Below are 13765 nucleotides of genomic sequence, written 5' to 3'. Positions count from 1 at the left end.
GGGCACGGGTAACGTCGATGCCGTGACCACACCTGGCGACTTGAGCGCACCGCAGGACGGCCCGGCCCGGCCCGAGATCATGGGTGTCCTCAATGTCACCCCCGACTCGTTCTCCGACGGCGGCCGCTATCTCGATTTCGGCGACGCGGTGGCGCACGGCGAGCAGATGGCCGCCGAGGGGGCCGACCTGATCGACGTGGGCGGCGAGTCGACCCGGCCCGGCGCGGACCGCGTCGACCCCGCGACCGAGATCGCGCGCGTCGTGGACGTGGTGGCGGCGCTGTCCGAACGGGGCCTCGCCGTCTCGATCGACACGACCCGGGCGGCCGTGGCGGCGGCGGCCGTCGACGCCGGCGCGTGCGTCGTCAACGACGTCTCGGGCGGCTTGGCCGACCCGGACATGGCGCGGGTCGTGGCCGACACGGGCGTGCGGTGGGTCCTGATGCACTGGCGCGGCCATTCGGCGGACATGCAGCGGCTCCAGCACTACGAGAACGTGGTGGCCGACGTGAAGGCCGAGCTGGAGGACCGGGTCGAGGCGGCCCTGGACTCCGGTGTGGACCGCTCGAAGCTGATCCTCGATCCCGGGCTCGGGTTCGCGAAGTCGGCCGAGCACAACTGGCGTCTCTCGGCGCACCTCGACGAGTTCGTGGCCCTGGGGTACCCGGTGCTGTTCGGCTCCTCGAGGAAGTCGTACCTCGGGAAGCTCCTCGAGGACGAGAGCGGGAAGCCGCGCCCGGTCGGCGAGCGGGAGGCGGCGACGCTCGCGACCTCGGTCCTGGCGTTCGAGGCGGGCGCGTGGGGCGTGCGGGTCCACGACGTGGCCGGGACGGCCGACGCGCGGGCCGTGTGGCTTGCGACGCGCCGGGCCCGGTAGGCGTGACAGATCACGGACAACGCGCAGGCGGCGCGTTGGACCTCGTGGCGCCCTGACCAGGCTCGGGACAGCTCGCCGATCGGATCGGTGGGATTGCGAACCCATCTCGAAACTTGGAACAACGGTTGCGGATTCGGCTGTCACACCCGTAGCATTCGGCTCGTACTTCATCCAGAGCAGCTGAGGGGTCCGGCCCTGCGACGCTGCGGCAACCACCGGCCCGCCATTTCAGGGGCAGGCGGCAGGTGCCAATTCCGGCCCGCTGCGCGGGGAAGATGAGGGAGGAGCCTTCTCGTATGTCCAATGCGCAATCTGCTTCGCAGACCAGAGAACTCGGTGCCGACAGCCCGGCCAAGGGTCTGATCTGCCGCAACTGCAACGCCACCTATGACCTGATCGCCCAGCACGCCTGTTGGCAGTGTTTCGGCCCGCTCGAAGTCGACTACGACCAGGCGGAGCTGGCGAAGGTCACGCGCGAGCAGATCGAGGCCGGTCCGCAGAACATCTGGCGGTACGCGCCGCTGCTGCCCGTGGGCGCCCACCCCGAGGACCGGGTGAGCCTGAACCCGGGCCTGACCCCGCTCATCGACGCGAAGAACCTCGCGAAGGCGCTGGGGATGCGCAAGCTCTGGGTGAAGGACGACTCGGCGAACCCCACCCACTCGTTCAAGGACCGCGTGGTGTCGACCGCGGTCTCGGCCGCGATCAAGCTCGGTTTCGACCGCTTCGCGTGCGCTTCGACGGGCAACCTGGCGAACTCGGTGGCCGCGCACGCGGCCCGCGCGGGCGTGCCGTCGATCGTGTTCATCCCGCACGACCTGGAGCCGGGCAAGATCGTCCAGTCGGCGATCTACGGCGGCAAGCTGGTCGCGGTGCAGGGCTCGTACGACGACGTGAACCGGCTCTGCTCGGAGCTGACGGAGACGGACGACTTCGAGACGACGGCGTTCGTGAACGTCAACATCCGCCCGTACTACGCCGAGGGCTCGAAGACGCTCGGCTACGAGGTGGCCGAGCAGCTCGGCTGGCGACTGCCGGAGCAGGTCGTGGTGCCGATGGCCTCGGGCGAGCTCTTGACGAAGATCCACAAGGCGTTCGAGGAGTCGGCCGAGATCGGGCTGGTCGAGCCGGGCAAGGTGCGGGTCTTCGGTGCGCAGTCGGCCGGGTGCAGCCCGATCGCCGACGCGTTCGCCGAGGGCACGGACGTGATCACGCCGGTGAAGCCGACGGGCATCGCGAAGAGCCTCAACATCGGCGACCCGGCGGCCGGTCCTTACGCGATCGAGGCGTGCCGCAGCACGGGCGGCGGCATGGCCAAGGTGACCGACGACGAGATCCGCGAGGGCGTCCGGCTGCTCGCCGCGACCACCGGTGTATTCGCTGAAACGGCCGGCGGCGTGGTCGTCGCTACGCTCCGTAAGCTGCTTGAGTCGGGACAGTTGGACCCGGAGGCCGAGACCGTCATTTACAACACCGGTGAAGGCCTGAAGACCCTCGATGCAGTGTCCTCGCTGGTCGGACCGACGCACACGGTGAAGCCCTCATTGAAAGCGGCTAAGGAAGCGGGACTTCTGGAGTCCTGAGTAGAGCGGGGGTTTGGAAAGCATTCCCAGTCAAACGCTTTCCGAACTCCCGAATTTATCACTGTGTGTGACCGATGTGAATGCTTGTGTCGGGTACCCGACAGAAATCAATCGGTCGTCGGGTCTTGACCCTATTCAGTGAATAAGCAAGAATTCTTCTTGCGGGAGGCCGCAGACGTCCTGTCGCCACTCACCCGGTTGACTGCGAGTCCTGGGGCTAGAACGTGTCGAGCAGCGCCAGCCGGTGTCAGGATCTGCGGTCTCCCGACCAACTCCCCTTTCGGTGTGTGCCCAAATCCCCAGGCGCCCAAACCATTTCCTCCAAGCCTATTGCCGCACAAGGCAATAGGCTTGATCGCGTCGGCATGGTCCGCCAGACTCGGGCCATGACGCATTTCGACATCGTGCCCCTCGATTTGGGCGACCTCGCGCAGGTCCGGTCCCGCCTCGCGGTCATGGAGGCCGTCGGCGCACACGACCACGCCGGAGCCAGGCCGTTCAACCCTGCGCACGTGCTCGCCTCGATCCTGGTGAGCCGGAACGACTCCCGCGGGGAACGCTGGGTCGCGGTCCGCGACGAACGGGTCCTCGGCCATCTCGACCTCGCGCTACCGGTGCTCGACAACACGCATTCGATGTACTTCGAACTGGGCGTGCACCCGAACGAGCGGCGCCGCGGCGTCGGCTCGGCACTGCTACGGCACATGGAGGAACGCGCCGCCGACGAGAGCCGGAGCACGATCTCGACGTGGCTGCCGATGCCCGGCGACGGCGCGCCCGACATCAGCGCGGACGGCGCCGTGTTCGCGGTCGGCAAGGGCTACACCATGTCCCTGGGCGGCGCGGTCCGCGCGGTCGATCTCGACACCGTGGACGAGGAAGCCCTCGACCTGCTCTGGGACCAGGCCTCGGCGAAAGCCGCGGACTTCGACATCGTGCCGTTCGCGGGCCTGCCGCCCGAGCGGATCATCGACGGCATCGCGTACCTGCACGGCCGCATGTACACCGACATGCCATTGGGCGACTGGGACCTCCAGGAGGCGGCCATCGACCGCGAGCGCATCCGCGACTGGGCCGACATGCGCCGACTGCGCGGCGAACTGCACCTCCATGCGGCGGCCGTGCACAAGGAGACCGGCGATGTCGCCGGGTTCACCGAGATCATCATCGAAGGCGGTGCCGAGGAGCACTGCCACCAGGGCGACACGATCGTCGACCCGCGGTTTCGCGGTCACCGGCTGGGCACGCTCCTCAAGATCGCGAACCAGCGTCAGGTGCGCGCGTGGCGGCCCCGCATGAAGTACGTGTGGACCGGCAACGCGACCAGCAACACCCATATGATCGCCATCAACGAGTCTGTCGGCTACCGGCTGGTCTGCCACGAGAACGTGTACCAGAAGAAGCTCGATCGATAACGCATACTCGCATACATGCAAACCATGATCCATGCCACCTACGGCTCGCGTCAGTGTCTTAGCGGATCAGGTGCTCGTGCATGCGGCGGCGTTCGGCGTGGAGCTTCGCGATCTTGCGGCGCAGGGCCGCGTCGCCGCCGCCATTGCGGGACATGGCCTCGCGGAGGTCGTGGATCTCCTGCTCGACGTCGAGGCCGCGCCGGTTGAGCAGGTGCAGGGTCTCGTGCGGCTCGGGTTCGGGCGTGCGCCGCAGCAGGCGCAGTCCTTCCGAGGTGATGCCGAACTCGGCGAGCGCGGCGGCGTCGAGCGTGACCGCGTGCGAATGTTCAGCCACTTTGGACATACGCTCGGAGCCGTCGCGTTGCTGGTCGGAGAGCCCGGTGTGGGCGTACAGCCAGGAGGGGGTCTCGCCGTCGAGGTGGCGGACGCTGACGCCGCCGGGGACGAGGGTCTGGGCGAGCGTCGAGTGGTTGCGGCGGTAGACCGTGGTCGCGCGTTCGGCCGGCTCCAGGAGGCTGAGGCCGATCGAGGGACTGTGGTGGTAGGCGCGGTGCCCGGCCGCCTCTGAGGGAACCCAGTTGCAGCCCAAGACGGGCGAGAGGATCGCGGGCGCGGCGCGGCCCTCGGCGAGGTACGCGGCGGCCGCTCCGTGGAGGCGTCCGACCAGGCCGCGGTGGATCGCGTCGTCATCGTCGAGGCGCGTGGTGAGGGCCCAGCCCTTGCCGCGGGCGCGCGCCTCCTCGCGGGTCCAGGACACGAGGTCGGGCACGAAATCGCGTTTGAGCTCGGTCTCCGCGAGGTGGATCCAGGGTCGCTCGGCGGCCAGATCGTCGAGGCGCTGCCTCGCGACCGGGGGCATCTCGCGGTCGATCGCGATGAGCCACACGAAGTCGCGGTGGGTCTGGGCGTCGAGCGAGGCGAGGGTGACGTGCTCGAGCAGGAGCTGCCGGTAGGCGAACCACTGCTCGTCGAAGACGCCGATGCCATGGCGGGTGGCGATGACGTGCAGGAATTCCGAGGAGGCAGGGAGCGGGACGGAGGCCGCGCGGGCATTGGCGGCGGCGCGGAGCCTGCGGCGCAGCCTCGCGGGCAGCAGTCGCGTCAGTCGCATGGGATTCCCTCCAGGAAAGGCGCGGCGTCGGCCGCGCCTGCGCGTCCCCGGGCAGGCTAGTGCGCGATGGTGACGGATATGCCAACGGAGGCTGAACATTCCGGACAGGACCGTCCACTGCAACCTATACGTGCCGGTCAATCCACGGTAGTCGGTACGCCGCCTTCACGAGGGGCCGGGAGGCCGGTGCCGGGTCCGGGCACGAGCGCGGCGTGGAGGTCGGCGATCTGCCGTTCCATATGGTCCATGCGAGTGCGCAGCTCGGCGAACTCGGCGCGTTCGAGGGTCTCTTCGGCGGCGGAGACGCGGTCGACGAACCAGGACGCGAGCGAGCCGCTCACCAGGCCGACGAGGCCGATCGCCGCGAACATCAGGAAGGCCGCGATGGCCTTGCCCTCGGTGGTCTGCGGCACCATGTCGCCGTAACCCACGGTGGTGGCGGTGACGACCGACCACCACAGGGCGTCGCCGAAGTCGGCGATCTGCGTCTGGTCCGCGTCCCGTTCGGCGTCGAGGATCGCCAGGCTGGAGACCAGCAGGATCATGCCGGTCACGCTGACCACGTAGAAGACCGCCTGGAAGCGCTTCGAGGCCTCCGCGTGGCGGCGGAAGACCTCGGACAGCAGCACGACGATGCGCACGACCCGCAGCGGCCGCAGCATCGGCAGGAGCACCATGAGCAGGTCGAGCGGGTGCGTGACGACGAAGTGGACGCGGTTCCCTTCGCCCGCCTTCGTGATCCGCACCGCGAAGTCGATCGCGTACAGGATCCAGACCAGGGCGAAGACGGCGTTCGCGGCGGACCCGACCCAACCGGGCAGGCCCGGCCGGAGAATCGGGACCGCGTAGGCGATGAGGAACAGCAAGGCCAGGGCGAGCAGCGGCAGGTTCGTGGCGCGCTCCCAGGCGGTCAGCTGCGGCGGCCAGCGCTGGTCGTGGGCGGGAGTCGACGGGGAGGACATGCGTCCAGGTTATCGACTCGCGGTCACGGAGGCGCAACACCGCGGCGGCGCCCGCGGTCAGCCTTCCCGGTTGTGGGCGTAGTTCTCCAGGTATTCGAGCTGTTCGGGGTCGAGGCTGGGGCGGACGCGCTCCATCGCCTGGGCCACATGGGAGGCGGTGACGATGCTGGCTTCCAGGGATTCACGCATGGCGGTGAGCGCGGCCTCGCGCACGAGCGCGGCGCAGTCGGCTGCCGAGTAGAGCCAGAGCTCGTCGGCGACCTGGTCGAGGTCGACGTCGTCGGCGAACGGAACGTTCTTCGCGTTGGCGCGCAGGATGTCGGCGCGGCCGACCGCGTCCGGCGGCGGCACGTACACGAGGCGTTCGAGCCGGCCGGGCCGCAGCAGCGCCGGGTCGATCATGTCGGGCCGGTTGGTCGCGCCGACCACGACGACGTCCCGCAGCGACTCCGCGCCGTCGAGCTCGGTCAGCAGCGCGGCGACCACGCGGTCGGCGGTGCCGCCGTCGGTCCCGCCACCGCGCACCGGCGCGAGGGCGTCGAGCTCGTCGAAGAACATCAGGGTCGGGCTCGCCTGGCGGGCGCGTCGGAACAGCTCCCGCACGTTCTTCTCCGATTCGCCGACCCACTTGTTCAGCAGCTCGGAGCCCTTGACGCTCAACACGTTCGCGTGCCCCTCGCCCGCGACGGCGCGCACGATGTACGTCTTGCCGCAACCGGGAGGTCCATACAGGAGGATGCCGCGCGGGGCCTCGATGCCCAAACGCGTGAACGCGTCCGGGTAGGTCAGCGGCCACAGCACGGTCTCAGTGAGCGTCTGCTTGAGGTCGTCCATGCCGCCCACGTCGGCGAGTGTGAGCCCGCCGAGCTCGACCGAGTCCCCGGACATGCTCGTGGGCCGCACCGACTCGAGCGCGCCGTCGAAGTCGGCGCCTTGCAGCGCGGTCGCGCCGCCGTCCTTGGCGCGCATGGCCGCCCGCACTCCGGCCTCGCGGACCATGACGGCGAGGTCGGAGGCCACGTACCCGGGGGCGCGGTGCGCGACCTTCTCGAGCTTCACGTCCTCGGCCACCTTCATGCCGCGCGTGAAGTACACGAGGAGGTCCCGGCGGGCGTCGGCGTCCGGCATCGGGACCACGACCTCATATTCGAGGCGCGAGCGCAGCGCGGTGTCGACGTCCTCGATGCGCGCGGTCGTGCACACCACGGCGTGCTCGCCCGGCTCGGACAGGACCTCGTCGACGAGACGGGTGAACATGGTGCCCAACGGGGTCCGCTTCCCGGCCGGAGCGATCGCCTCGACCCCGCGGACGAGCAGCACGCCCGGGACCGCGAGCTCGGCCACGGCGGCGCGCAGCCGGTCGGCCGCCGCGTTCGCCTCGAGTGCGGCCAGATCCTGCCCGGAGACCTCGCTGACGCGGGCGCCGACGGCGGCCGCGACCGAGCGCGCCACCGTGGCCTTCCCCGCCCCCGACGGCCCCGAGACGAGCACGCCGAGCGCCATGTCGGTGCCCACCACCTTCAGGACCTCCCGGTGGTTGAAACCGAGGTCGAGCAGTTCCCGCAGCTCCTCGGCGGGGATCTTGGCCCCGGCCAGCTCCTCGTACGGGATCGGCGCGATCCCGGGCCGGGCCTCGGGCTGCGCGTCGACCCGGCCCGCGGTCTCGGCGCGAGGGCGGACCGCGGCGGCCTCACCACCCGCATACGAGGCGGGCATCGGGGCGCGGGCGCGGCCCAGGTTCGCGACCCGGCCGGACTCGAGCGGCACGTCGATGGACGCGGGGGCGTCGTGCTGCCACTCCACCCGCGTGTCCGAGGTGATCATCGCGCCGCTCACCGGAATCGACTCGACCACGTTGAGCACCATGGTGGTCCAGCCGATGCCGAGCGTGTTGTTGAGCGTGCGGCGGGTCGACGCGACGATCTCGCGCTGCCCGTCCCCCAGCTCGATCGGCAGCAGCGACACGTCATCGCCCTCGCCCACGACCTTCGACAGCAGCGCCAAGCGCAGCGTGTCCGGATCGACCACGGCCACCGCCGAAGCCGGACCAGAGAGCACCACCCGGTCGGCCGCCGCCAGCGACACCGGCGCGAGCCGCACCGGATCGCCGTCGCGCGCACCGATGTTCCCCAACGTCAGATCGTCGGCGTACAGCGCACGACGAGACGCGTAGCGGTTGGCGGCGAGCGCGATCGCGGCCGTCGTACGCCGCCCCGTCAGCTCCACCGCGTCACCGGCACGCAGCCCGAGCGCGGTCAAGGCTTCAGGGTGGAGGCGCACGATGCCGCGCCGGGCGTCGAGCCCGGCCTTCGCACGGGTCGCTGTCAAAGTGAGGGAACCAGAGTCGGTCACGCCGCCCAGCCTATTACGGCCGGGCGACGGACGGCGACTCTCACGCTGCGCCGGTCTTGCCACGCCGGCAACTCACGCGCACAGCGCGACCTCCCCCGACGACTACTCCTCAGCCGGAGAAAGCTCCATCCGGTAGACCTGGCGGCCGTCCTCGAACAGGATCGCGGCCGCAGCGCCCTGCTCGGCGAACTCGCGCCACCGCTCGCCCAACCACGACTCCGCATCGCCCTGGCTGCCCAGGTCGCTGTCGGGGGTGTCGATCGCATTGCCGTCGGCGTCTTCGAGCATCCACGTCCAAGTCATGGCACAACAGTACGTGATCGACCCCTGTCGCGACTGCAGAGCCGGACCGGACCACCCGCCCGCCCCGGTCACCAATCCCAGCGATCATGCGCCGGCGCGGTCACCGGCGTCCGCTCCACCACGGGCCGCTCCTCCTCCCGGCGGCGCGGACCGAACGCCAGGCTCAGCGCCACCAGCGTCCACAACGGCAGCGACACCGACCAGATCCACGCCGGCGAAACCGGAACGAACGGCAGCGTCCACACCGCCCGATCGACCGCGTCCATCACCGCCACCGCACCGATCAGACCCGTGAACAACCCGAAGAACGGCATCCCGCACTGCCGCCACGAACGCCCCGCGAGCAGCCAGCCCACACCCCACAGGCCGACCGCCAACGCCTCGTAGTCCGCCCGCCCCGACCAGACCGCCAGCACCAGCAGCAGGCCGCCAGCGCCGGTCGCCATGGCCGAGAAGGTCATCCGGCCCGCACGCGGCGGATGCTCCGTACGCGCCGCCGCAAGCCAGCCCGCCCCGGTGAGGAACAGCAGCGCCGCGGTGAAGACCACGGCCACCTGGAACTCGAGCCGGTCGGTGAACCGCGCCCCGAACCAGTCGCAGCCCTCAGGCATCCCCGCCGCGGCATCGCCGACACCGCACCGCCACACCTTCAAGGCCCGCAACGGCTCACCCGAGATCCGCGAAGCCCCGGCCCCGTCCTCGCAATCGGGCAGCACCGCCGGGAAGGTGCGGAACGCATTCGGCTCGTCGAAGCAGTTGCCCGAGCCCGTGCCGTCCCACCACAGGTCGAGCCGATTACGCTCGCGCCGGCCGTCGTCGCGGACACCGAAGATGTTCTCGGCGAAGGTGTTCGCATCCCCCGCACCGCCGTAGACACCCGGCGTGCCCCACGTGGCGATGGCGGCGGCCTCCTGGTTCCAGATGCGGTTGCCGGTGACGCTGACACGCGCGGCGTCGGCGACGAGGACCCCCACGCCGAGCGGGACGGTGCGCTCGGGGCAGACGATCCCCTCGGACCAGTCCCGGTCGGCGAGATCGGCGGCGCAGGCGGGGGTGCCGAGGCGGTCGTAGTGATCGGTGTTGTTGCCGTACACGAGGTTGCCGGTGACGGCGACATTCGGAGCCGGACCGGTATCGGTGACCGCGAGGCCGGTGGTGTTGCCGTGCAGGCGGTTCCCGTCGACGACCGCGATGCTCCCGGAGACGAGCATCCCGGTGGCACTGCCGGTGGACTCGCAGCCTTCGACGGTCGCCTTCGAGTTCTCGACGGCGATCCCGGCGTCATCGGCGGCCGTGGCGCGGCAGTCGGTGAGGGCGACCGCACGGGAGCCGCTGACATGGAGACCGTGACCGCCGCTCTGGACGACGTCCACGGATTCGACTGCGACGCTTTCGACACCGTCGAGCAGGAGCCCGGATTCGCGGGCCTGGCCGAGCGTCAGATTCCTGAGATGGATGCCGGTGGCATCCCTGGCTTCGAGGACCGTGTCGAGTGCGAACCCGCCGGAGAGGAGCACGGCTTCGGGGCCGTCGCCCAGGCCTTCGATCTGGAGGTCGGCGGTGCCGTCCAAGAGCAGCGTCTCGGCGAGATCGTAGCGGCCGGGGAGGACCAGGATGCGGGAGCCGGGCTCGGCTGCGGCCACCGCGGAGGCGAGGTCGCGATGGCCGCTCGCGAGGCAGTCCTCGTAGAGGCGTTGGTTCTCGACGCGGCGCAGGTCCACGTCGTCGTTACGTTCGGCGAAGTCCTCGGCGTCGTCGCCGCAGACGAGGAGGACGGGGCCGCTCTCTCGGTAGGCGGGCGGCTCGACGCCGTCGAAACCCCCGGAGTCGAGCAGGTCGACGGTGCGGTACTCGGCGGCGAGGCCACCGGCGAAGCAGCTCAAGGCGATTGCGGCGAACGCGATCACGGCGAAGACGACCGTCGCGAGGCGGTGCTGTGGGTGGGGCGCGGGGGGCACGGGCTCAGGGTAACGCGGGAGGCACGTGATGTGAAGGGCCGGAAAGTGCTGGCGCGCATGGGATGCGAAGACGCGGCATACCGCCCTTGGAGGGGGCGGTATGCCGCGCTCGCGCAGCGGACTACGCCGTCTGCACTGGTAGCCAGTACAGAGAAAGGGAGAACCACTCACAATACAGTGAGCGGTCCTCCCTCGCAGTACGCCCAAGGCGCCCGCTCGCCGACCTTGAATCGGCTCAGTGGACCTGAGTAAGCAAGCCTCGAGGGCTGCTTACATCATGCCGCCCATGCCGCCCATGTCGGGCGCGCCGCCGGCGGATTCCTTCTCCGGGGCGTCGGCGACGACGGCCTCGGTGGTGAGGAACAGCGCGGCGATCGACGCGGCGTTCTGCAGCGCCGAGCGGGTGACCTTGGTCGGGTCGGGGATGCCCGCGGCGAGCATGTCCACGTACTCGCCGGTCGCGGCGTTCAGGCCGTGGCCGGTGGGCAGGTCGCGGACCTTCTCCACCACGACGCCGCCCTCGAGGCCGGCGTTCTCGGCGATGGCGCGCAGCGGCGCACCGAGCGAGCGGCGCACGATCTCGACACCGGTCGCCTCGTCGCCCTCGGCTTCGATCTTGTCGAAGGCGATCGCGCCGGCCTGGGCCAGCGCGGTGCCGCCGCCGGCGAGGATGCCCTCTTCGACCGCGGCCTTGGCGTTGCGCACGGCGTCTTCGACGCGGTGCTTGCGCTCCTTGAGCTCGACCTCGGTGGCCGCGCCGACCTTGATGACGGCGACGCCGCCGGCGAGGCGCGCCAGGCGCTCCTGCAGCTTCTCGCGGTCGTAGTCGGAGTCGGAGTTGTCGATCTCGGCGCGGATCTGGTTGATCCGACCCTGGATCGCCTCTTCCTCGCCGCCGCCGTCGACGATGATGGTGTCGTCCTTGGTGATGACGACCTTGCGGGCCTGGCCCAGCAGGGACAGGTCGGTGTTCTCGAGCTTGAGGCCGATCTCCTCGGAGATGACCTGGCCGCCGGTGAGGATGGCGATGTCGCCGAGCATGGCCTTGCGGCGGTCGCCGAAGCCGGGGGCCTTGACGGCGGCCGACTTGAAGATGCCGCGGATCTTGTTCACGACCAGGGTCGGGAGGGCTTCGCCGTCCACGTCCTCGGCGATGATCAGGAGCGGCTTGCCGGTCTGCGTGACCTTCTCCAGGGTCGGGAGCAGGTCCTTGACCGCGGAGATCTTCTGGTTGGCGACGAGGATGTACGGGTCCTCGAGCACGGCCTCCATGCGGTCCTGGTCGGTCACGAAGTAACCGGACAGGTAGCCCTTGTCGAAGCGCATGCCCTCGGTGAGCTCGAGGTCGAGGCCGAAGGTGTTCGACTCCTCGACGGTGATGACGCCTTCCTTGCCGACCTTCTCCATCGCCTCGGCGATGATGGCGCCGACGGTGACGTCGCCGGCGGAGATCGAAGCGGTGCTGGCGATCTGCTCCTCGGTCTCGACCTCGGTGGAGGTGGACTGGAGGTGCTCGACGACGGCGGCTACGGCCTTCTCGATGCCCTTCTTGATGGCGATCGGGTTGGCGCCGGCGGCGACCGCGCGGAGGCCTTCCTTGACGAGGGCCTGGGCGAGCACGGTGGCGGTGGTGGTGCCGTCACCCGCGACGTCGTCGGTCTTCTTGGCGACTTCCTTGACCAGTTCGGCGCCGATGCGCTCGTACGGGTCTTCGAGCTCGATCTCCTTGGCGACGGAGACACCGTCGTTGGTGATCGTGGGGGCGCCCCACTTCTTGTCGAGCACCACGTTGCGGCCCTTCGGGCCGAGGGTCACCTTGACGGCTTCAGCGAGGGTGTTCATGCCTCGCTCGAGCCCGCGGCGAGCCTCCTCGTCGAATGCGATCATCTTCGCCATGGTCGATGGCTTCCTTTCGGATAACGTTCGTGGTCGACGGTGAGGCGGCATCCCCGCGACGGTGGACCGATGTTGGTCCGACCACCTCATCGCTGTTAGCACTCGCCAGCTGCGAGTGCCAGCTCCAGGTATAGCACTCTCGCCTTGAGAGTGCCAATGCGGGGCGCGGAACACGTGGTGAAGAGCGCGCGCGCCCGGGCCGCGCGGCCCGGGCGCCCTTGCGGTGCGATCGGCGGGTCAGGTGGTGGAGCTCCCCTGGTCCGGCATTTCGGGCAGGTCGGACCTGCCCGGGTGGCCGGGCTCGCCGGGTTCGGCGGTCGGGATGGCGACGCCCGCGGCCTCGGCCGAGAGCGAGGTGGCCGAGACGGACTCGGCGCGGCCGCGCAGCCACGCGTAGGTGCACAGGGACGCGGCGACGATCCAGATCATGGGCACGAGCAGCAGCAGTGCCATGACGGCCTCGGTGATGATGATGAGGACGTTCGCGAGCCAGGACGCGAAGAGCGCGTGCCAGACCCCGGCCATGAGCAGGCCGACGAGGCCGATGATGAGGTTCGCGGCGGCGGCGACGAGCACGATGATGACGATGCGGCCGAGCGCGGGCCAGAACGCGGAGTGCGTGAGCTGGATCGAGCGGGCGTAGGGGCTGCGGCGGGCTTCGAAGACCGCGGCGGGTGCCATGAGGCTGAGCGCGAAGATCGCCCACAGGCCGGGCAGGACGCAGAGGACGAGGCCGACGGCGACGGTGACCCAGGCGAGCAGGAGCCACAGGAAGAACGTGCCGCCGCGTTTGAAGCCGAAGGAGCAGGCTTCGCCGAGGGCGAGGAAGCCGCCCGCGGCCTCGGCGGCGGCGGTGCGCACGGCGGCGAGCGCGGCCGAACCGGAGACGTAGAGGACGGCGAGGGTGAGGATCGCGCCGATGATCCCGGCGGCGACGCCCGGGTTGACGTCGCGGACGATCGTGCCCCAGTCGGTGTCGGTGATCTCGATGTCGCGGGTGCGCACGGTGTTGTTGAAGGCGTTGAGGATCCATCGCGGCAGGACCACGCCGACGAGCAGGATGAGGCCGACGGTCCGCCAGGAGCGCTGCACGACGTCCAGTGAAGCGTGCCACCAGCCTTCGAAGGTGTCGGTCACCAGGGGGTCGCCGCCGGAGAAGCGGCCGGAGGGCTCGTCCACATGCCCGGAGTTCCAGTAAGGATCGTCGCTCATAGGCCGGATCGTAGACCCTGCGCAGCCGCATATCAGACAAACGGCCGCAACGCATCCGTTCGGGTATGACACGTTCGCGCATTCCCCCGTCCGGCC

General features: G+C 70.0%; 10 protein-coding genes and 1 riboswitch. Of the genes, 3 read left to right on the top strand and 7 right to left on the bottom strand.

Translation table 11 applies throughout. The annotated features are described in order from the left end of the window. The first annotated feature begins 79 nt into the window (after nt 1-79). The 3 genes from folP (at nt 80) to JHY01_RS13150 (ending at nt 3875) form a co-directional block, all read left to right on the top strand. Nucleotides 80-877: a dihydropteroate synthase gene (gene folP / locus JHY01_RS13160; protein WP_205326147.1), complete on the top strand. Its 798-nt coding sequence runs from the start codon at nt 80-82 to the stop codon at nt 875-877. Nucleotides 878-1041: 164 nt separating this feature from the next. Further along, nucleotides 1042-1159, top strand: a riboswitch (SAM riboswitch). A 14-nt stretch (nt 1160-1173) separates the two neighbouring features. After that, a complete protein-coding gene (gene thrC / locus JHY01_RS13155) occupies nt 1174-2460 on the top strand; it encodes a threonine synthase (protein ID WP_205326110.1) in 1287 nt (428 codons plus the stop codon). Between the two features lie 386 nt (nt 2461-2846). Next, nucleotides 2847-3875, top strand: coding sequence for a GNAT family N-acetyltransferase (locus tag JHY01_RS13150; RefSeq protein WP_205326109.1), 1029 nt, complete (start codon nt 2847-2849; stop codon nt 3873-3875). Between the two features lie 58 nt (nt 3876-3933). Here the strand turns inward: JHY01_RS13150 and JHY01_RS13145 are convergent, their stop codons facing one another. The 7 genes from JHY01_RS13145 to JHY01_RS13115 all read right to left on the bottom strand — a co-directional run bounded on the left by JHY01_RS13145 (nt 3934) and on the right by JHY01_RS13115 (nt 13669). Then, on the bottom strand, nt 3934-4986 hold the full coding sequence (locus tag JHY01_RS13145) for a glycosyltransferase (RefSeq protein ID WP_205326108.1): 1053 nt from the start codon (nt 4984-4986) through the stop codon (nt 3934-3936). A gap of 137 nt (nt 4987-5123) precedes the next feature. Beyond that, complete coding sequence (locus tag JHY01_RS13140) at nt 5124-5948, bottom strand: potassium channel family protein (protein ID WP_205326107.1); 825 nt, start codon at nt 5946-5948, stop codon at nt 5124-5126. 57 nt (nt 5949-6005) lie between these two features. Continuing rightward, a complete protein-coding gene (locus tag JHY01_RS13135; RefSeq protein WP_205326106.1) occupies nt 6006-8300 on the bottom strand; it encodes an AAA family ATPase in 2295 nt (764 codons plus the stop codon). Between the two features lie 102 nt (nt 8301-8402). Then, nucleotides 8403-8603: a hypothetical protein gene (locus JHY01_RS13130; RefSeq protein ID WP_205326105.1), complete on the bottom strand. Its 201-nt coding sequence runs from the start codon at nt 8601-8603 to the stop codon at nt 8403-8405. Nucleotides 8604-8671: 68 nt separating this feature from the next. Beyond that, on the bottom strand, nt 8672-10561 hold the full coding sequence (locus JHY01_RS13125) for a nitrous oxide reductase family maturation protein NosD (protein WP_205326104.1): 1890 nt from the start codon (nt 10559-10561) through the stop codon (nt 8672-8674). Between the two features lie 270 nt (nt 10562-10831). After that, nucleotides 10832-12457: a chaperonin GroEL gene (gene groL / locus JHY01_RS13120; protein ID WP_205326103.1), complete on the bottom strand. Its 1626-nt coding sequence runs from the start codon at nt 12455-12457 to the stop codon at nt 10832-10834. A 237-nt stretch (nt 12458-12694) separates the two neighbouring features. Continuing rightward, nucleotides 12695-13669 (bottom strand): hypothetical protein, encoded by a 975-nt coding sequence (locus JHY01_RS13115; protein WP_205326102.1) that lies wholly within the window; start codon nt 13667-13669, stop codon nt 12695-12697. Nucleotides 13670-13765: the final 96 nt, after the last annotated feature.

It is taken from the genome of Glycomyces sp. YM15, assembly GCF_016918015.1.
Taxonomy (GTDB): domain Bacteria; phylum Actinomycetota; class Actinomycetes; order Mycobacteriales; family Micromonosporaceae; genus Glycomyces.
This window is presented reverse-complemented; position numbering and strand designations above follow the sequence as displayed.

Bases quoted from the DNA above. Each gene is read 5' to 3' on its own strand.
- JHY01_RS13130 (WP_205326105.1), bottom strand. From the start codon at position 8,603: ATGACTTGGACGTGGATGCTCGAAGACGCCGACGGCAATGCGATCGAC.
- folP (WP_205326147.1), top strand. From the start codon at position 80: ATGGGTGTCCTCAATGTCACCCCCGACTCGTTCTCCGACGGCGGCCGC.
- JHY01_RS13150 (WP_205326109.1), top strand. From the start codon at position 2,847: ATGACGCATTTCGACATCGTGCCCCTCGATTTGGGCGACCTCGCGCAG.
- JHY01_RS13145 (WP_205326108.1), bottom strand. From the start codon at position 4,986: ATGCGACTGACGCGACTGCTGCCCGCGAGGCTGCGCCGCAGGCTCCGC.
- JHY01_RS13115 (WP_205326102.1), bottom strand. From the start codon at position 13,669: ATGAGCGACGATCCTTACTGGAACTCCGGGCATGTGGACGAGCCCTCC.
- thrC (WP_205326110.1), top strand. From the start codon at position 1,174: ATGTCCAATGCGCAATCTGCTTCGCAGACCAGAGAACTCGGTGCCGAC.
- JHY01_RS13140 (WP_205326107.1), bottom strand. From the start codon at position 5,948: ATGTCCTCCCCGTCGACTCCCGCCCACGACCAGCGCTGGCCGCCGCAG.
- groL (WP_205326103.1), bottom strand. From the start codon at position 12,457: ATGGCGAAGATGATCGCATTCGACGAGGAGGCTCGCCGCGGGCTCGAG.